We start from the raw sequence: 16,607 nt of genomic DNA, 5'->3' as shown, positions 1-16,607 counted from the left end.
CAATCGGCTAATTGCGCTCATTACTGCTCTTTCTTCACGTTCGAACTGGTGTTTATCCAACCAGATAGCGCGACTTAAACTTTGTTCGTCATCAGGCTCACTGGGTAAAAAGTGACGACGCAGGGCAAAGGCTTGTTCAAGTGGGCTCCCTTCAATCCTCTTTGCCCTGTCGGTTATTTTTTTAGTGTGATTTCAATGCCACCTTTAGAGGCATTACTCACGGTGGCATACAGCTCAATGGTTAGGCCGGGAACACTATCCAGCAACTCGGTCAATGCCGCTTTCTGTTCCGGTTTAACCGTACGAGTTAAATACGTGTATGCAGGCGCCACCTTATTGTTTGGCATCATGTCATTGGTGTAGTTGTTCGCGTCTTGCACCGTTGGGGTAAATTCGAAGTCCGTGTCACCGATAGTGACTTCTACAGGTTTTGAGGCAAAAACAGGTTTAGTCATTGTCATCTCTCTTGGTTTTTTCGTGCTTAGCACGCCATTGCAAATAATCTTCAGCTTGCTGAGCGCATTGACTCAACGCCGCTTTTAATTTGGGTACATCTTCACTGGCGGTTATTAATGGGCTAGTGCCTCGAATTTCCGGTTTATGACAAGACACGATCAGCCCCGCAGGCGGTAACTTCACCACCACTTGAGTCGCAACCCACTCAGTACGGTTCGCGCAACCTGTCAACAACATCACTAGGCCAAGGCCTTTGATAACACTCTTCATCAGCAAGTTGGCGTCGCAGCGTTTCAATGTCTTCATTGAGCTTTCCTTCTCTCGTGCTGTGTAACCTTGCTCTCTCTACCAGTAAATGATTCGCATCGCTGTTTTCTTGGGTTAGTGTTTCAATGGTTGCTTGGCTGATCTGATTGGTTGATAAAGTGCTTTCTAAACGCGCCTTTAAAGCCGCTAACTCAGACTGACTCACTTTCAACATCAACCACATGGTCCCCATGGCAATCCCCATAACGACAATCAGTAGCCACTTCCCCCATTTAATGCTTTTATATGGCAAGGCAGCGATCACGTTCTTTTTCCCTGCGGTCAATTAAACCTTTCAACTTCACGCCTCCCCCATATACCCACCTTGGTAACTCATGGCACGCTTTGATAAAGTCACCCCGTTTAATGAAACGGTAAACCTGCGTTTCACTACCATCCCGGTTTCGCATAAATCGAGTGCACCCCGTATTAAAGCTAAAAGAGGTGAAGGCATCGAACTGACCTGGTGACATCTGTTTGCCAGAGGCCGCTTCTGCCCGACTGATACACTGTTCAGCTTGTTGTAGGTTCTTCACCCAATCTGTGGCGATTTGCTCTAACGACACCACTTGGTCTTTCACATTATGGGTATTGCCAATACCATTCGTTGCTAACCCTGCCGGACAGGTGTAAAGGCCTTGGCGGCATCCTTCCGCATTGCCGATGATCTCCAGCCCAATGGGGCTCGTTCTTAGTGCCCCCATTTGTTCACCTGCGATTGTCACATTGCCAATCGGCAACTCTGAGCGATGCAATGCCATTCCCCCTGTCACTAACCCGACCACTGCCGTTACAGAGCAAATAATGCGTTTCGTCATTTTCACTTGGTGTCACACCTTTTTTCGCTCGCGATACGTTGCATCGCTCGTTTATGCCAGTAATTCAATCCGAGAGCTGCCAAACCAATGACCAGCGATAAGATGAAGTACCATTCTTCAAATGTCAGGTTACTTAATGTCATGCCGACCAATGACATTAAGTAAGCAATCCCACTGGTTATTTTGTCGTACCAGTCTTTCATTCCGTTACTCCCCTCTACTTGGCAAGATATACAATACCGACACCCTGCTATCGCTACTCGACGCTCTTCTGGAATGCCCTCGCCACACTCAACGCACTCTTGCACGCTTTCTTGTTGGCTCGTCTGCACTGACCGTTTAAGTTGGCTTGCAATCGCCATTTCGGTGAATTTGGCTTCGTTACTACTTGCATGGTCAACAAAATCCGGCATTCGCTCTCTCTCATTAGACTTAAAGCAGACCGCGTGTATCGTCTGAACTTAAGTATGAAATCCCATTGATGCGGACAAAGTGCGGGCTCGTCACAAACCCTTTCAGTTTGCGCTTAGTTTTATCACTACTATTAGGATCAACACTGAGCAGATCAGAGAGTTGAAGCTTCACACCGAACAACTCCACTTTGTCTTCATCCTCCCCCGTATTCGCATAAAACATGCAATCGTGAGGTTGAACGCTACGCCAGCTTCCCGCTTCACGCGCTTTCTGCTGCAGCTTTCGGAAATTGTTCAAGTCCAACTCATATTCCACGTCACAGTTCACCGCGCCGTGAGTAAAACCGGTTGGAATACCTCGCTCTTTATCAACGGCTGATTCATCATTGATGGTTGCCGTTGCCGATTCCACATGAACCAAAACACCCAGAATATTTACGTCGAAGCTTCGACCGGTATAACGAGAATTCATTGATTACTCTCCTAGTCGTTGATTAAGCATGATGCCGATTGTGATTTTTACCGGACATTCATAAGGTGTCACCGCCAGCAGAATTTCTACTTCTTCACTGTTCATCCAAGTGATGGTGATGTCTTCATCTTGTGGCGGTTTGATTTCGCCAGGGAACTCGTAATCACCAATTTTCTTCACAACCGCCATTTCACGCAGGTCTTGGGTAAAATAGAGTTTTGCACTTGCTTCACTGCCTGGTGTTGAATTCAATTCACGATCCGCAATTCGAGCGATGGCACGAGCACGAACTTTACGCGCCGCTTTCATCGCAACACGAATGTGGCGAATATCTTGGAAGTCGCCCCCTGGCACATCCAATGTGCGGCCCGTTGTCCAATACTGCCCCGGATAATCTGGGTACCACATCGGCACAGCAATTCGAGACGCTTCCAAAGCCTTAAGGGTTGCTAACTCCAAAGGCTTGCCGTCTTTATCTTTTGCCAGTTCTAGGCTCCCTAGAACACTGCCTGTTTTGACTCGCGCAGGGGAATCCGCGATAGATACTTCTTGGTTTGCCAGCCGCCCCGCATAGATACCAACTGTTGAGTTATCTTTATGAACTTGAGGAACAACAGTGACGTACTCACTGGCGATGCTTGTTGGTATGGCCACTGTTGCCGCGAGCCATTGCGCCCAGGTTTCACCTGTTATCGGATCATTATTGATACCCGGTAACGTGCAAATCATGAATACTTCACGACCTAACTTGGCTTTTAGTTCAGTACGGAAAGCGACTGCCTCTTCAAGAATCGATGTACCTGTCTCCGTTTTATCCAACACAACCGATTCAAAACTTGACGTTTCATTGGCTTTAAGTACGGCGGCTTGCCAACTGTCAGCAAGGTCTAAAACCATCACACCTGCCGTCCAATTCTGCTTCCCATTCAATTGGGCTGCTTTCAATGTGAGCATGTGTGCAGGATCGATGTTATCAAACGTGCTGTCTGTAAAATCCGTGGTGTTGTCCACCATGATCAAGTTGCGCTCAGTGCCCGAAACTGTGCCAAACACAACAAACAGAAAATGAAATTCAACGCCCGGGATTGGTCCGCGCATCATGTTCAGAATATTAATAATGACGGTAGGCCATGCCATGAGTATTTATCCTCTTCTTAGGTGTTTAGGTTGAACCTTCCAACCGTAGTCAATGCCTTGAAAAGCTCTTGTCCATGCCTTTCTTAAGCTTTGCCTTGTCGCTCCTAGGAACTTACGAGGAGGGACAACAATCTCCCAACTGCTTTTTATCCGAACCAGTCCTAGCTCCCTCAGTTTCTTGAATGCTCCTTTAACTTCGTATTGAGTTAGGTTTTGAGTCATCCATTTTATGGTTGGAACTCGCTTGGAACCTCTTTGCGCTTTCGGGTTAATTCGCCTTGCATACACTTCATAACCAATATTTCGTAATGCTTTCGCCTGCCCCTTTGTGCACATTTCAGTGTCACTGAGCGACGTTTTACGCCCAGTAGGCGTGTTATCTTTGTTTGCTTTACGTCTGTGCCCCTGCTGATGAAAATTGGCAACATAAGCACCGTGGATGCGATAACTCCCTTTCCCCACTGAAACTTTCGCTGCATCTTTGTTGGCCGAGACATAAATCAACTTCTTAAACCCTGTAAGCATTTTTTTGCTCTTGCCTTTACGCTTATTTCTCCGAGCTTTCCACGCTTTCCCATCTGGGCTTTGCTGTTTGGTAATATTGCGTTTCGATATTTTCTGAACTTCTTTGGCGACTCTTCGCAATAACCGCTCTCGCTTGGTTGCTGGCATAGCCAGAGCTTTTAGAATTTCATCTGTTCTGAGGACACCTTTTTCATCCCACTGAACTTTAATCATCGTTTCAAATCCAAAGTGAATCGTTCAGCAATCCAAACTTCATATTCTGCTAAGTTGTATTGTTTGCCATGCCAATGAATCACCCCTTTTGCCTCTTCGACTAACGTGACAGGCTCTATAAACTGAATATCTATCTCTACATTGGCTGTCTTGTCACTTTCGGGCTCAACTTTGAATCTAGGGTCTTCCAACTCGTAGGGTTCACGATATGGGTCATTACTTTGCAACCAAGCCATAACTGAGGCCATGACAATAGCTGGCTCAAACTCCCTAAAAGGAAAACGTTCTATCGAGATAACCGCTTCGTATTCCATCATCCCTAAATCGACGCCCAACCCTTGGTGCTTTGGAGTGAGTTGCAGTTCCGCCCCATCCATCCACGACTCAAGCAGCGAGTGACAATTTTTAGGGATGACTGTCAATAAGTGAGCCGTTAACGTTTGGAGTAAATACCCCATTTCGCTTTGACCTTTTGACTCGATATTCATATCAGAACAACACCTACTCGACCTTTGCCTTTCATGGCTCGAACGTGCTGCTGGCTTTCTGCTAGCAAACTCTCTTTGGTGTCAGACTCTTTTTCAGCGACTCGATCACCGGCTTCTTTGGTTTGCTGAGTGGCGAACTCAGGTAACAAGTCGGCTTTGGCTCTCGCATAAACCGCCTTTTCATACAGAATGACCAATAAGTTTTTATCTAAAATGCTTGGTTGCCCAGTCACACTGGCAGCTTTAGCAAACCCGCTTTCTTGGTATTGTTCTTTGGTCGTGTTTAATTCAATATTTAGTTGTGCAATTGCAGCAGCGACAGCGTATGCAATCGCTTCTTTGTCCATATGAGCTGGTACCCCACGGCGTTTCTCAAAATCACCGGCATTAATATCCGGCCAAAAACCATCATTGATGATTTTGGTATCTTGATAGTCTGCTCCTGATGAACCATTAAACATTGCATCCCCTTGATATAAGTGAGCCTCTAGCCACTGGGTCGATAGGTCACGATGAACTAAAAGCTATCGCACCCTCACCAGTCGAGGCTCGGCGGCGTAGGAGTCTTTAAAGATTCGAACCCTCTTTAATGGCACGAATACGTTGCTCGATTTGACCGATTTTGGTTTTCACCCCCACTTTCTCGTACTTATCGTGAGCGTGTTGCAGAAGTGCCAACGCTTTTTCTAATGTTTCTAAGTCCCCAATAGCCGTTGGCTGCGGTTGCCCCTGTTCATTTAGAATTAAGTGCAAACCTGCGAATCGGTACCACTTGGCTTGAACTTTTTCATGCAGTCGCCACTCTTTATCGACCTTTTCAAATACCTGACTGAAATAGGGTTCAATCGAGTGACCACGAGCAGATTCTTTCTCTGCCCACTCAAGAACGGCATCAGCGCAGACTGTCGGCCAGTCACGACGAAAGTTTTCTGGTGTCGGCAAATCCATCTCAATGGCTTTCATGCACCAATCAATAGCGGTATTCATCTCGTTGACATCGAATAACCAAATCACCATATTGGTAAAAATTGGGTTTTCGAAGACTTCACCTTTTTCCAAATACATTTCCACGTAGGGTTTGTACTTCGGTACTAAAACCTCTCGTTTATGCTTCACTCTGTCTTCGATGGCATTGAGCTGTTTTAAGCACTTACGATCTTCTTCAAAACCGAGCAGCTTGATGTGTAGGCTTTCGGTATCTGCACCGGGAATCAATTCCGATGCAGACTGGTTAGCTTGCTTTTCAAGCAGTTGTCTGCGCTGTCTGGCTAATGGACTCGCCATCCTCTCCCCCTAAAACTTTTGGTTCAGATTCAACAACGGTGACAGATTCGATAGCCGCAAACTTTTTCAAATTACCCACAGCGTAACCTTCCATACGGATATGGTTTTGCTTAAAGCGAAGCTCATCCTCATCATTTTTCTGTGTACGCCATTGCGTCCCTTCTTGCGTTAAAATTTGCAAGTTCTTGGTATTGGTCACCCATAGCTGATCAGCTGGGAAGAATGGTGGTGTATAGGCCTTTTTACCCGCGATAGTCTTAGCCAGGCTCTGTGCCGCCTTGTGCTCCGTTGGTTTATCTGCGGATTCAAGTAAACGATGCTGCTCAGCCGCCACCAAGTCAGAACCCACCAACACGACAAGATCTGGGTCTTGGCGATGCTCTGGAGCAATAGTGGTATTGATTAGATCTTGAGCTAAGGAATCCAAATTCTTGTAGGAGTCCTCAGCAGCTCCGGTAGGATCTAACAGTGCAAACGAAAGAACTTGGCTTGGTCTCTTCTCTTTAACTATCGTTAGCCAACCTTTGTTCACATCTTGGCCAAGAGGATTGACTACTGGGTTGGTTTTAACCGCAATAGAGGTGCCGTTAAAACCAATTCGAAGCATGTCTAATCCAAAACGACGAGAAATCGCGTTTTTCATCATGGCCAACCATTGGCCTTTCGAACCGGAGTTAGCCCATTGGGTCATGATTTCCCAAAGGATATGTACACCAGAATCGGTTTTGGTTAGCTCGTAAGTATTGCCACTTTGTCCCACTTCAACGCTAAAACGTCCAGTGTCGGAACGACCCGTCGACAGGCCATCATCACCAACATCGATCACTTGACCTTTGATTTGCTGAACAGGTAACAATGAAATCATGCCCATAAACGCATTCGACTGCATGATTGCTTGGCGTAGCTTAGTTTCCATTGGAGGCGTTAAGTTAAAAGACTGCGTCCCTTGTGGAGCATTCGCGGCTTCTAATGTTGCCGCACAAAACTCTTGTAGGTATTTAGTCGATATTGCGTTAAGCATTAAATAATCTCCTCAGATGAGAACTTCTCACTCGCACCCGATGGATCCGGCTCTTGATTAGGTACTTCTTGTGATAGTTCAGCGAACTTAGTTTCGATATCGTTCACTTTCTCAATAAACGGGGCCAACTTTTCTTCCAACGTTGCAGAAAACTGCTCAACGGTGGCTTGGCTGGCCTCTTCTGGCTGCTCTGGACTTTCTTGCAAATTGAACGCTTCTTTCAGTTCTTTCTTAAACTCGCCCTTAAAGGCAGAAAAATGTTCTTCCAGTGCGGCTTTGAGTTGCTCTTCGGTCACGTCGGTGTCCTCTACTTTTGATGGCGTTTCTGGCTCTTCATCACCAGAAGAGAAAAATTCATTGAATGCCGCAAAAAATCGGTCTTTATGAGTAAAGCAATCTGAAAAATCGACTTCTTCTAGGTGGCTAGCTTGAATTTCGGTGGTTTCACCTTTAATGCGAGAAAATTGAAGGCGTGATGTCCCTGTTGACGCTGGTGAGTCAGTCGCCGCTAAGCCCATTAAATAGCAACGACCTTCCCCCTTGTAATCGGGGTTTGGCTCAATGGAGGTGAATAGTTTTTGCTTTCTACGATTGGCTTCGAGCATATAATCGTTAGGTTCGAGCTTCGCAAATAGGCGTAATTTACCGTTCAACTCTTCCGCTTTCACTTCGACCACTCGCCCCCAGTTTTCACCGTAACCATAGAAGCGGCGATGCTCAGGCCAGATAAGTGCGGTGTATTCATCCATTGAGTAACTCGCGGCCATTTGTTCAATCCAATCACGGGTGATTTTTCTCCCGTCAACGGTTGGGCCCTCAGTCGCTATGATTTTCCACTCACTAATCTTTGGCATTTTTGTACTCAAACTTGTCAATCACACACCGTTTGAGCAAACAATACGCCTTTGAATGAAGGCGATCAGCTACTTCAATTCCTAGGGATTCGGATTTGGCCTCTATCCGAATTCATCCGAATTTCCATTCATCATTTTCAATATTTCGGGGCGTATGATGCGCTTATGGCCTATTCCCCCGAAGTACGACAAACCGCCCGAGCACTCTATTTAAAAGCTTGGACGCCAAGTGAAATCGCTACCGAACTGAACCTGAATAATGAACGCATCATTTATTACTGGGCAGACAAATTCAGTTGGCGCGATATGTTGCGTGAACAAACAATTGATGAAGCGATAGCGAACCGTATTCAAACGCTGCTCGAATTGGAAGAACCAAGCAAAAACCAACTAGACATGCTGGATAGGCTTATCAAACATCACGCGGCGTTGAAGAAACAAAGGGCCCAAGAAAAGCAGCAAAGTGAACCATCGTTAAATGCAGGCAACAAAAACAACCCTAGTGACCAGCTATCTGACCGCCGCTCTAAATCAAAGAAGCGCAAAGGCAAAAAGAATGACATCAGCGAACTGAGCAAAGAAGATTTCGACACGTGGCACGATTCCCTGTTTGCCTATCAACACGTCATGCGCAACAACATCAAGCAGCGGATTCGAAATATTCTTAAATCCCGCCAGATTGGTGCGACCTATTATTTCAGTGGTGAAGCGTTAGAAGACGCGATTCTAACTGGTGACAACCAAATCTTTTTGTCAGCGTCACGTGCTCAAGCGGAAGTTTTTCGCAGCTACATCATTGCGATTGCAAAAGAGTTCTTAAACATCGAGCTGACCGGGAACCCAATCATTCTCTCTAATGGTGCTGAACTTCGTTTTTTGTCGACCAATAGTAAAACCGCCCAGAGTTATCACGGCCACGTTTATATTGATGAGTATTTCTGGATACCTAAGTTTGACGAACTCAATAAACTTGCTTCGGCCATGGCTACCCATAAAAAATGGCGTAAGACCTACTTTTCGACTCCATCATCGAAAATGCATCAGGCATACCCATTTTGGACTGGCGACCAATGGCGAAAAGGTCGAGACTCCCGCACTAAAATTGAGTTTCCTACGTTCGAAGAATATAGAAATGGCGGTGTACTTTGCCCTGATAAGCAGTGGCGTTATGTCGTTACCATTGAAGAGGCTGCAGCGGGCGGCTGTAACTTATTCGACATTGAAGAGCTGAAAGACGAATACAGCAAAGACGATTTCGACAACCTATTTATGTGTGTCTTTGTTGACAGCGCTTTGTCTGTCTTCAAATTCTCTGATCTTGAGAAAGGCATGGTTGACTCTGCCCACTGGCAGGATTTCAAGCCGAAAACCAAATTACCCTTTGCAGGTCGTGAAGTCTGGTTAGGTTATGACCCTAGCCGAACGCGCGATAATGCTTGTTTAGTGGTCATCGCACCGCCAGCAGTCGCCGGTGAAACATTCCGTGTGTTAGAAAAACACTATTGGAAAGGACTGAACTTCCAATATCACGTAGCTGAGATCGAAAAGGTATTTAAGCGCTATAAGGTCACTTACATAGGCGTTGATACAACCGGCATTGGGGGTGGTGTTTGGGACCTAATAAAGAAAAAGCATCCACGTGAAGCCCACGCCATACATTACAGCAATGAAAATAAAAACCGCCTTGTAATGAAGATGATCGACATCATAGAAGCTAAGCGACTGCAGTTTGATGCCGAGCACAAAGACATTGCTATGGCCTTCATGGCAATTAAACGGGTTCCGACCAATAGCGGTAACGCCATGACCTTTAAAGCCGCTCGAAGTGAGACAACAGGCCACGCCGATGCGTTTTGGGCAATTTCACACGCAATTATCAACGAACCGTTAGATCACGAAACACCAACGAAATCAACTTGGGCCACTGCAGCATGACCGACACTAAAACAAAACTAGTTAAGCAAGAAGCACTAGCCGAGTCTGTTTATCACATTGACTCATCACCAGAGGCCATCGACTCGACCAGTTGGATGACGTCTTATTCTGAGCTGTTCTACAACGACACAGACAACTATTGGGAACCGCCCATTTCACGACAAGGATTGGCCGAGACATCACGAGCTAATGCCTATCATGGCTCTTTATTAAAAGCACGTGCGAACTATGTTGCTGCTCGTTTCATCGAGGGCGGAGGGGTAAGACGTCGACAACTTCAATCGTTTTGTAATAACTACTTCACTTTTGGTGATGCCGCCTTCTTAAAAATCCGCGACCATTTTAAGCGGCCAGTGCGCCTGTTCCCTCTACCGACTATGTACCTACGTAGACGTAAAAATGGTGACTTTGTGTTACTTGAGCGTGACAACAAGCAACGAGTCTACAAAGCAAATGACATCATTTTCTTGCCTCAAGAAGACTTGCAACAGCAGATTTATGGATTACCGGATTATTTGGGTAGTTTGCAAAGCAGCTTGCTAAACAAAGATGCCACGCTCTTTCGTCGCCGCTACTACAAGAACGGTGCTCACATGGGCTTTATCTTCTACGCCAATGACCCAAATTTAAGTGACGATGATGAAAAAATGCTAAAAGATAAGATCGCGAGCTCAAAGGGTGTGGGTAATTTCCGCAGTATGTTTGTCAATATTCCTGGTGGTGCGGAGAAAGGTATTCAGCTAATACCTGTGGGAGACATCGCAACGAAAGATGAATTCGAACGCATTAAAAATATTACAGCTCAAGACATCTTAGTAGGTCATCGCTTTCCTGTAGGTAAGGCAGGTATCATTCCACAAGGAACAACTAACTTAGGTGACCCGATTAAGATTGGTAGTGAATACGCCAAAGATGAGATCATACCCGTATGTGAACTGATTATGGATGAAGTGAACAATGACCCAGAAATTAGAAACATAAAAACCCTCCACCTAAAATTTGATGTTACTACGGGCGACGCTTTATAAAACTGTACAAAAATACAGCAGCTGGCGTAATATCATATTGTCAGTCCATTAAGTTAGGCCAACGTTATGAGAGTGTTTTGCCCTGAGTGCGGTGCAAGAAGCCGGATCCTGAAATCGAATAGAATGAGCACAAAACATGCAGATTTGTATTGCTCATGCAGTGATCCTGAGTGTGGGCATACCTTCGTGATGAATTTATCTTATAGCCATACTCTAAGCCCTAGCGCTAAAACCACATTACAATTAGCTTTCAACCTAGTGCAGGCCTTACCGCCAAAACAACGACAAGAACTCCAAGAACAACTTTCCATGCTATAACGAGAACTTTGGTGACTCTGCTTCTGCAGCCATTTCAACGATTGACTGGATAGCCTTTACTTTATCTGCGTCTAGTTCGCCCTTATTGTCTGCAATCAACAACCCCATTAAGTACACTCCTGCCTGTTCGCTTCCTTCACGATCTCCACTCATTGAAACCCCATCAATAATGACCTCCAGAGCGGATTGAAATAGCTGTTTTTCTTTAGACATATCATTACCCTTATCAGTAAGACTGAATTTACTGTGTATTTATACAGCTTGGTAATAGTGAAACTTACTGGATATTTGTACAGCTTTCTAGCTAGATTCTTAAGTTAGCTTCACTCATATGTCATATTTCTTCTTTGAGAGCATAAGTTTATTGCTCACCCTAATAACTAACAAAAAATGATTAAACTCTATTTAATTCATTGACTTAAAATAAATTACAGATTTAAAAATATTCAAATTCCCCATAAAAAAACCTCACGTCACCCTCACATATAAATTAGATATAAATTAAATGAAATAAGATTTGCCAGGACAGATGTGAGGTATGGATGTGATCTATACTCCTAATTAGGCATCCATAGTTAATCAATGTTAACCATGCTTAACAGTATTTAAGGGTAAGTGTGGTTATTTAATGTGATTTTGGTATTATGAGCGGTGTTGTTTTTATATCGGAACAGTATATAAAACTTAGAAAGCTGAACTAAGTCTTCAACTGGACACAATGAAGAAAGGTAGAAATTTCCACCTAAACTAGAATGGCTTATCAATAAATAAGGTGAACCTTTGCAAATAGCACCCCAATCTAAAGTAAATGAAATTCTTAGCTCACTAATGGAAGCTGTTAGTTCTTCTACAGTTTTGAGTGAGTTTGAAATCGCTTACTATAAAAGAGAGGCGGAAAAGCTCCCTGAAGCAAGTCATACTCACTTAACGTTGACTATTCTCTACACATCTTTAAAACAACAAAAACAAGCTTTATTACACGCTCACGAAGCCATACGCCTAGCGCCTGATGACCAAGTTATTATTGGTAATATCATATGGGCTCTTTCGTTTGTTGGTGCGGCTAAAACTGTTTATGAACTAATAAAAAAGATACCTACTGAAATTTGTACAGGTAAAGTATTAGAAAACATCTTGGTTGCTAGTCACTTTTTCAATGATCTAGAATTAACTGAAGGATTACTTAAACAGCTTGAATCTGAGCAGCCTGATGCATCTAGATACAAGAGTGAACTAGCTCACTTCCAGGCTAAAATGAATAATATAGCCTGGGCTAAACAGAGAATTGACTTTAGTGAGAACGACTTCTTAGAACTCTCTCTACTTGCCTTAGAGCTAGTTGAGCGCTCACCTAATATTAATGCTGTAAGTTCATATATCTACGCCCTACCAGAGTCCGATAAGATCTGCCTCTCTTTTGAGGTAAACTGCGAGCCTGAAGCTATTTTTGACCTCAACTGGGAACTAAGCCTGCTCATTACAGAGACTAATCTCATGTCGAGTCCAGTAATTGCACGCTTTGATGTAGCCGACAATAACCACGAACTAACGCGAAGTGGAGGATTCTAATGGCTGTATCACCATCAGATATTTTGACATGTACTGAAAACCAGCTAAGCCAAGCAACAACAGAGTCTGAATACCGCAACATTGTAAGTAGAAGCTATTATTCTATGTACCATTCAGCTTTAACGATTTTAGCACATGAACCACCATCATATGGAGGTCAAGGTGTACACTCATCACTAATCAGCTATTTACAGTCTAATGATGTAAAAACAAGTGAAGTACATTCGCCTAGCGCTTTGAAGGCTTTATCCTATATGCTTCAGCAGTATAAAGCTCAGCGAGTTATTGCTGACTATTATTTAACGCAAAACATCACTAAAGACAACGCATCTGATTCCGTAAATACCGCCAAGAGATTCAAGCAAAAATGTGATGAAATAACACCCCAACAAACTTCTGACAAATGACTCACGGCAACGGCCAATCATCAGACTCAATGATTTCTAAGTAATCGGCCCACTAACCTTTCATATCCCCATACTGCCTCAGAGGTTTGTTCATTAACTGTTCTAGCTTACGCTTTCTGGCTGCCTTAGCTTCTGGGCTATTGCTTGGATGATTAGGGTCTTCTGCTTCTTCTATTCTTCTTTTTGCTTTAACTTCGGCTTCCGTTAACCATGCTTCTGAACCAACAATATGATTATTATTAGCGTTGTAATCTGAAAGGCGTTCACTCTTACTTTTTGGCATCACCTGACTCCATTCAACTATTATCCGCTCTAATATTGACCAACAATGTCTTAATTGCAATATTTGTTAGGTGTAGAAATCCGCTTAGAACGACAAGGCATATACAGTTCTGTGGCGTATTCTAATTGAGCCTCCATCCAATAACTTTTCTCTCCTTCCTCCACCTCCCTAACTGGTGGGCTATCTTCAAATACTGACTTCCAATAAGCTAACCGCTCTTGATGCCGAATAAAATCATTTGAGTACAAATTGTCAGCCTCTTGCTTGATATCATTTAAGTCTAGCTCTCTACATTCCATCGACCAACCACGGGCACCAGCCGCCCAGAATAAGAATTCATCCACTTTAATCTTTGAATCATCGCCTTCAAACGTTACTGAGAACCTATTATCACTTGAAGCAAATACGCCACGTTCACGGATCTCTTTGTTCACCTTCTCCACCTGTTTTTCCAAACGAATAATACGGCTCTGCATTTTGTCAGTGAGCTCTTTCGGTTTGCCTTGTTGCACTGCTATCGACTTCGCCTTGATTGTTTGAGCCTTAGCAGCAGCCAACTTAGTTGCCTTTCTTTTCAGCGGCTTTTTCCACTGGTCTAGCTTATGTCCTAGCTCCTTAATTATCGCCGTCATATTGCCAGCCTCAAACGAAGCTAAACATTCCCATTTTGGTGCTCGAGTGCTTGCCGATATGTTATAGCGATTCCCTTTTATCAACCCTTGTTCCGAATCTCCACCTTTGGCGGCATACCCAACCGCTTTGATGATGTACGAGCCGGCGGCTTTAGGCTTCCTGATTCGCTCAATATTTGAAAAACCATGTCCCCAGATTTTCTCCAATCGTTTTGCCCAAGCGCGGAATAACCTAGGTTCAACATTCCACTTTAAAAGCATATGTACATGAGGGTTAGGTTCACCATCATCATTGGCCGGACACTCTGCAACCCAAATATAGTGAAAGTCGAGAGGTTTATTTGTTGGGCCAATGTCACTTGGTTTACCTAGATGAGGTGGCACTTTTTCAACTTTCAAATCGCAGTAAGGTTGCCCACTGTCTTCATCTATTTGAATAGTATGATCAGCCACCCAACCGCGTTGATACATTTTTTTCATTGCATCAAGTAAGCGTGAAACTTCTTTACCTATAGTGGTTTCAAGGGTTTTTTCTACAGTAAACTCTTTGGCGGGCTTATCTTCCAAGCGACAGAAATCACCCGCTATCTCACCATTCTGATTCATCAACTTGGTTCGCAGTCTATTTTTAAATGGGACTGTTGAATAAGGTCCAGCAATATCGGTAACAGGCGAAGCCACTCGCTTCTCTTTCGAGTTGCTCCTATAGGTCACCATGTTTCGACGATAACGAATTGGATGCCTAGCGCCTAGTTCACCCAATTCCGATTCATCAGCCATACCGCCAAATATGGCCAATCTCTGCTCTCGGGTGAACGTTAAGGTCAAAAACGTAGTGAAACCATCGTTACGAACTGCCGAATAAGCCGCACTTTCAAAAATCTTAGTTACCGCTCGCTTGGTCAGCTTGTCGGTGTACCGATCACCACTGTTGGCAACTGGTGCTTTACTCGTCGGTGTTTGAGTAATGTGCTGGATTCTGTACTGGTCGAAACACTCTCGCTGCTGTAATTGGACTGAAGTAGGAATAATTTTAGGCTCACAGCGGTTAGCTCTACCTTTATCGTGTAAAACGGCAGGTGTATTACGCTCTGTAGAGGTATATAACGAGTCGTGATTGAAATACGCCTCAGGGCTTTGCAGAACTTCCGATGGATTAATAACCCTCTCTAGCAACTGCAGAGTTTGGCGATTTCGCTCAATTCTATGCCGGTGTTTCTCTGTCGGACTTTTGCGCCCTATGTCTAGCCTATACTCTTCGGCGATTCTCGCCGCCGCTTCGCGGTCGTGTTCAGTGCGATAATTAAGAGCTTTAAAGAGATCTATCGATCTCTTGAGCTCAAATTCTCGCTTAGATTGTTGGTTGAAAACACGATCGTAGATTGGGATTTTTTTAACAAAACCAGCGTCTAAAAGGGCTTGCTCTTGGTCGGTATAAATTTTAGGCACTAAAAAACCAGCGTGGTATCTAGCATCATTTCGTTTGATTCGGTCGAGGGGCATTACTTTCCCTGCTATGTATAAGAGATCATTGTGTGATATTTCATCCATTCTCATACTGCCACCTCCCCTAATTTTTTTAGTAGAGTCGTCGCCTCTGTAGCAAAATAGCGTGAGTCTTGAATCTGCCTTTCTAGATCAGTAGTTGTGAGTCCAGCCTCTCGAATAACGTTAATACCCGCCTCCATACAGTCAGCAGCTTCAACTAAACGATCTCGTAAATGCCCCATCAAAATTACACTGTTTAAGTGAGATGAATTAGAAAGAGAAAGAACACATACCTCTTTGCTTAAACCAAACTTCCCGCCATAAAGTACATGAGTGATTTCATGTACCAGGGACGCACCCGTTTTATAGCCATCTTTGTCAATTTCATGCTGTATCAACACGTCGTTTGCTTGATAGTTACGATCATTAACTCGAATCTCAGCCGTTTTACGACCTAATCGAACTTCATTAAAAAATTCTGATTTGGTGTTTACTTCATGCAATGTCATGCTCACTCACCCCTACCGCCGACAAACAAAACTGTTCGAACTCATATAACGCTTCATCATCAAAATGACCTGAATCACGTAGCCCTAACATTTCAAGAAACAGATGACGATTACTCATATCTAAGTTCGCCCAATGATGAAGCTGTGAAACCTGTGCTATTGAGCCGTTGCGATACCAACTTGGGAATGAATAACCAAAAAACACACGAGCGCGGTCGCCCTGCATAGCTTGCTTGAGATCGGCCAATACTTCTTCTTGTGGTCGATGTGTTGCGATTAGCTCTTGCTTCTTCGCGATAGCCTCTAACTGAACCAGGACTTGGTGTTGCTGCTTTTGATTACTTGAATTAAAGCGAGCAGTAATTTGGTTAACAGACTGATTAAAAAGATGTTCTTCAATAGTCTTCATCATCAATTCCTCAGATTTGAGATATAAAAAACCCTCCCTCTT

The 16,607-nt window shown here is 44.1% G+C and carries 22 protein-coding genes and 1 pseudogene; 5 read left to right on the top strand and 18 right to left on the bottom strand.

Features of this window, described 5'->3' with window-relative positions:
* Positions 1-173 precede the first annotated feature (173 nt).
* From L3V35_RS14280 to L3V35_RS14225, 13 genes and pseudogenes are all read right to left on the bottom strand, one after another.
* Positions 174-455: a putative phage tail assembly chaperone gene (locus tag L3V35_RS14280; protein WP_102424733.1), complete on the bottom strand. Its 282-nt coding sequence runs from the start codon at positions 453-455 to the stop codon at positions 174-176.
* On the bottom strand, positions 448-762 hold the full coding sequence (locus tag L3V35_RS14275) for a hypothetical protein (RefSeq protein WP_237300131.1): 315 nt from the start codon (positions 760-762) through the stop codon (positions 448-450). The genes L3V35_RS14280 and L3V35_RS14275 overlap by 8 nt, the downstream gene beginning before the upstream one ends.
* A 242-nt stretch (positions 763-1,004) precedes the next feature.
* The gene (locus L3V35_RS14270) at positions 1,005-1,586 is read right to left on the bottom strand and encodes a lysozyme (protein ID WP_237300130.1); all 582 of its coding nucleotides are present in this window, start codon (positions 1,584-1,586) and stop codon (positions 1,005-1,007) included.
* Positions 1,583-1,723: a hypothetical protein gene (locus L3V35_RS25540; RefSeq protein ID WP_346730174.1), complete on the bottom strand. Its 141-nt coding sequence runs from the start codon at positions 1,721-1,723 to the stop codon at positions 1,583-1,585. The genes L3V35_RS14270 and L3V35_RS25540 overlap by 4 nt, the downstream gene beginning before the upstream one ends.
* Positions 1,724-1,795: 72 nt before the next feature.
* Positions 1,796-1,993: pseudogene (locus L3V35_RS14265) on the bottom strand (TraR/DksA C4-type zinc finger protein); the annotation flags it as partial.
* Positions 1,994-2,012: 19 nt separating this feature from the next.
* Positions 2,013-2,465, bottom strand: coding sequence for a phage protein (locus L3V35_RS14260; protein WP_210437591.1), 453 nt, complete (start codon positions 2,463-2,465; stop codon positions 2,013-2,015).
* Between the two features lie 3 nt (positions 2,466-2,468).
* On the bottom strand, positions 2,469-3,602 hold the full coding sequence (locus tag L3V35_RS14255; protein ID WP_210437593.1) for a DUF2586 domain-containing protein: 1,134 nt from the start codon (positions 3,600-3,602) through the stop codon (positions 2,469-2,471).
* Positions 3,603-3,608: 6 nt separating this feature from the next.
* On the bottom strand, positions 3,609-4,340 hold the full coding sequence (locus tag L3V35_RS14250) for a phage virion morphogenesis protein (RefSeq protein ID WP_210437595.1): 732 nt from the start codon (positions 4,338-4,340) through the stop codon (positions 3,609-3,611).
* The gene (locus L3V35_RS14245) at positions 4,337-4,828 is read right to left on the bottom strand and encodes a phage tail protein (protein WP_210437597.1); all 492 of its coding nucleotides are present in this window, start codon (positions 4,826-4,828) and stop codon (positions 4,337-4,339) included. The genes L3V35_RS14250 and L3V35_RS14245 overlap by 4 nt, the downstream gene beginning before the upstream one ends.
* Positions 4,825-5,289, bottom strand: a complete 465-nt coding sequence (locus L3V35_RS14240; RefSeq protein ID WP_210437599.1) for a head completion/stabilization protein — start codon at positions 5,287-5,289, stop codon at positions 4,825-4,827. Before L3V35_RS14240 ends, L3V35_RS14245 begins: the two co-directional genes overlap by 4 nt.
* 106 nt (positions 5,290-5,395) lie before the next feature.
* Positions 5,396-6,112, bottom strand: a complete 717-nt coding sequence (gene gpM / locus L3V35_RS14235; protein ID WP_237300129.1) for a phage terminase small subunit — start codon at positions 6,110-6,112, stop codon at positions 5,396-5,398.
* On the bottom strand, positions 6,072-7,133 hold the full coding sequence (locus L3V35_RS14230; RefSeq protein WP_210441803.1) for a phage major capsid protein, P2 family: 1,062 nt from the start codon (positions 7,131-7,133) through the stop codon (positions 6,072-6,074). Before L3V35_RS14230 ends, gpM begins: the two co-directional genes overlap by 41 nt.
* Positions 7,133-7,987 carry a GPO family capsid scaffolding protein gene (locus tag L3V35_RS14225; protein WP_210441804.1) on the bottom strand — a complete coding sequence of 285 codons (855 nt, stop codon included), beginning with the start codon at positions 7,985-7,987 and terminating at the stop codon, positions 7,133-7,135. The genes L3V35_RS14230 and L3V35_RS14225 overlap by 1 nt, the downstream gene beginning before the upstream one ends.
* A gap of 165 nt (positions 7,988-8,152) precedes the next feature.
* Between L3V35_RS14225 and L3V35_RS14220 the strand changes: the two genes are divergently transcribed.
* The 3 genes from L3V35_RS14220 (at position 8,153) to L3V35_RS14210 (ending at position 11,268) form a co-directional block, all read left to right on the top strand.
* On the top strand, positions 8,153-9,922 hold the full coding sequence (locus L3V35_RS14220) for a terminase family protein (protein ID WP_237300128.1): 1,770 nt from the start codon (positions 8,153-8,155) through the stop codon (positions 9,920-9,922).
* The gene (locus tag L3V35_RS14215; RefSeq protein WP_210437610.1) at positions 9,919-10,950 is read left to right on the top strand and encodes a phage portal protein; all 1,032 of its coding nucleotides are present in this window, start codon (positions 9,919-9,921) and stop codon (positions 10,948-10,950) included. Before L3V35_RS14220 ends, L3V35_RS14215 begins: the two co-directional genes overlap by 4 nt.
* A gap of 66 nt (positions 10,951-11,016) precedes the next feature.
* Complete coding sequence (locus L3V35_RS14210) at positions 11,017-11,268, top strand: ogr/Delta-like zinc finger family protein (protein ID WP_210437612.1); 252 nt, start codon at positions 11,017-11,019, stop codon at positions 11,266-11,268.
* On the opposite strand, the gene L3V35_RS14205 is transcribed toward L3V35_RS14210, so the two are convergent.
* Complete coding sequence (locus L3V35_RS14205; RefSeq protein ID WP_102425620.1) at positions 11,263-11,481, bottom strand: hypothetical protein; 219 nt, start codon at positions 11,479-11,481, stop codon at positions 11,263-11,265. The genes L3V35_RS14210 and L3V35_RS14205 overlap by 6 nt on opposite strands.
* Positions 11,482-12,048: 567 nt before the next feature.
* Here L3V35_RS14205 and L3V35_RS14200 point away from each other — a divergent pair.
* On the top strand, positions 12,049-12,837 hold the full coding sequence (locus tag L3V35_RS14200; RefSeq protein WP_237300127.1) for a hypothetical protein: 789 nt from the start codon (positions 12,049-12,051) through the stop codon (positions 12,835-12,837).
* Entirely contained in the window at positions 12,837-13,244 is a 408-nt protein-coding gene (locus L3V35_RS14195) for a hypothetical protein (RefSeq protein ID WP_237300125.1), read from the top strand. Before L3V35_RS14200 ends, L3V35_RS14195 begins: the two co-directional genes overlap by 1 nt.
* 52 nt (positions 13,245-13,296) lie before the next feature.
* Here L3V35_RS14195 and L3V35_RS14190 read toward each other — a convergent pair whose 3' ends face one another.
* From L3V35_RS14190 to L3V35_RS14175, 4 genes are read right to left on the bottom strand one after another with little or no spacing between them, the layout of a single operon-like run.
* Complete coding sequence (locus tag L3V35_RS14190) at positions 13,297-13,527, bottom strand: hypothetical protein (RefSeq protein WP_210455935.1); 231 nt, start codon at positions 13,525-13,527, stop codon at positions 13,297-13,299.
* 50 nt (positions 13,528-13,577) lie between these two features.
* Positions 13,578-15,716, bottom strand: a complete 2,139-nt coding sequence (locus tag L3V35_RS14185; RefSeq protein ID WP_237300123.1) for a hypothetical protein — start codon at positions 15,714-15,716, stop codon at positions 13,578-13,580.
* Positions 15,713-16,156, bottom strand: coding sequence for a DUF3850 domain-containing protein (locus L3V35_RS14180; RefSeq protein ID WP_237300122.1), 444 nt, complete (start codon positions 16,154-16,156; stop codon positions 15,713-15,715). Before L3V35_RS14180 ends, L3V35_RS14185 begins: the two co-directional genes overlap by 4 nt.
* Positions 16,143-16,565: a hypothetical protein gene (locus L3V35_RS14175; protein WP_237300281.1), complete on the bottom strand. Its 423-nt coding sequence runs from the start codon at positions 16,563-16,565 to the stop codon at positions 16,143-16,145. The genes L3V35_RS14180 and L3V35_RS14175 overlap by 14 nt, the downstream gene beginning before the upstream one ends.
* Positions 16,566-16,607: the final 42 nt, after the last annotated feature.

This window comes from Vibrio sp. L5-1 (assembly GCF_021728315.1).
Classification (GTDB): domain Bacteria; phylum Pseudomonadota; class Gammaproteobacteria; order Enterobacterales; family Vibrionaceae; genus Vibrio; species Vibrio splendidus_K.
Note: the sequence above shows the minus strand (reverse complement) of the source record. Positions and strands in the feature narration are given on the sequence as shown.

What these genes read in the sequence shown, in the direction of transcription:
- L3V35_RS14280 (WP_102424733.1), bottom strand. Translation starts at nt 455, where the DNA reads ATGACTAAACCTGTTTTTGCCTCAAAACCTGTAGAAGTCACTATCGGT.
- L3V35_RS14275 (WP_237300131.1), bottom strand. Translation starts at nt 762, where the DNA reads ATGAAGACATTGAAACGCTGCGACGCCAACTTGCTGATGAAGAGTGTT.
- L3V35_RS25540 (WP_346730174.1), bottom strand. Translation starts at nt 1,723, where the DNA reads ATGACATTAAGTAACCTGACATTTGAAGAATGGTACTTCATCTTATCG.
- L3V35_RS14260 (WP_210437591.1), bottom strand. Translation starts at nt 2,465, where the DNA reads ATGAATTCTCGTTATACCGGTCGAAGCTTCGACGTAAATATTCTGGGT.
- L3V35_RS14255 (WP_210437593.1), bottom strand. Translation starts at nt 3,602, where the DNA reads ATGGCATGGCCTACCGTCATTATTAATATTCTGAACATGATGCGCGGA.
- L3V35_RS14250 (WP_210437595.1), bottom strand. Translation starts at nt 4,340, where the DNA reads ATGATTAAAGTTCAGTGGGATGAAAAAGGTGTCCTCAGAACAGATGAA.
- L3V35_RS14245 (WP_210437597.1), bottom strand. Translation starts at nt 4,828, where the DNA reads ATGAATATCGAGTCAAAAGGTCAAAGCGAAATGGGGTATTTACTCCAA.
- L3V35_RS14240 (WP_210437599.1), bottom strand. Translation starts at nt 5,289, where the DNA reads ATGTTTAATGGTTCATCAGGAGCAGACTATCAAGATACCAAAATCATC.
- gpM (WP_237300129.1), bottom strand. Translation starts at nt 6,112, where the DNA reads ATGGCGAGTCCATTAGCCAGACAGCGCAGACAACTGCTTGAAAAGCAA.
- L3V35_RS14230 (WP_210441803.1), bottom strand. Translation starts at nt 7,133, where the DNA reads ATGCTTAACGCAATATCGACTAAATACCTACAAGAGTTTTGTGCGGCA.
- L3V35_RS14225 (WP_210441804.1), bottom strand. Translation starts at nt 7,987, where the DNA reads ATGCCAAAGATTAGTGAGTGGAAAATCATAGCGACTGAGGGCCCAACC.
- L3V35_RS14220 (WP_237300128.1), top strand. Translation starts at nt 8,153, where the DNA reads ATGGCCTATTCCCCCGAAGTACGACAAACCGCCCGAGCACTCTATTTA.
- L3V35_RS14215 (WP_210437610.1), top strand. Translation starts at nt 9,919, where the DNA reads ATGACCGACACTAAAACAAAACTAGTTAAGCAAGAAGCACTAGCCGAG.
- L3V35_RS14210 (WP_210437612.1), top strand. Translation starts at nt 11,017, where the DNA reads ATGAGAGTGTTTTGCCCTGAGTGCGGTGCAAGAAGCCGGATCCTGAAA.
- L3V35_RS14205 (WP_102425620.1), bottom strand. Translation starts at nt 11,481, where the DNA reads ATGTCTAAAGAAAAACAGCTATTTCAATCCGCTCTGGAGGTCATTATT.
- L3V35_RS14195 (WP_237300125.1), top strand. Translation starts at nt 12,837, where the DNA reads ATGGCTGTATCACCATCAGATATTTTGACATGTACTGAAAACCAGCTA.
- L3V35_RS14190 (WP_210455935.1), bottom strand. Translation starts at nt 13,527, where the DNA reads ATGCCAAAAAGTAAGAGTGAACGCCTTTCAGATTACAACGCTAATAAT.
- L3V35_RS14185 (WP_237300123.1), bottom strand. Translation starts at nt 15,716, where the DNA reads ATGAGAATGGATGAAATATCACACAATGATCTCTTATACATAGCAGGG.
- L3V35_RS14180 (WP_237300122.1), bottom strand. Translation starts at nt 16,156, where the DNA reads ATGACATTGCATGAAGTAAACACCAAATCAGAATTTTTTAATGAAGTT.
- L3V35_RS14175 (WP_237300281.1), bottom strand. Translation starts at nt 16,565, where the DNA reads ATGAAGACTATTGAAGAACATCTTTTTAATCAGTCTGTTAACCAAATT.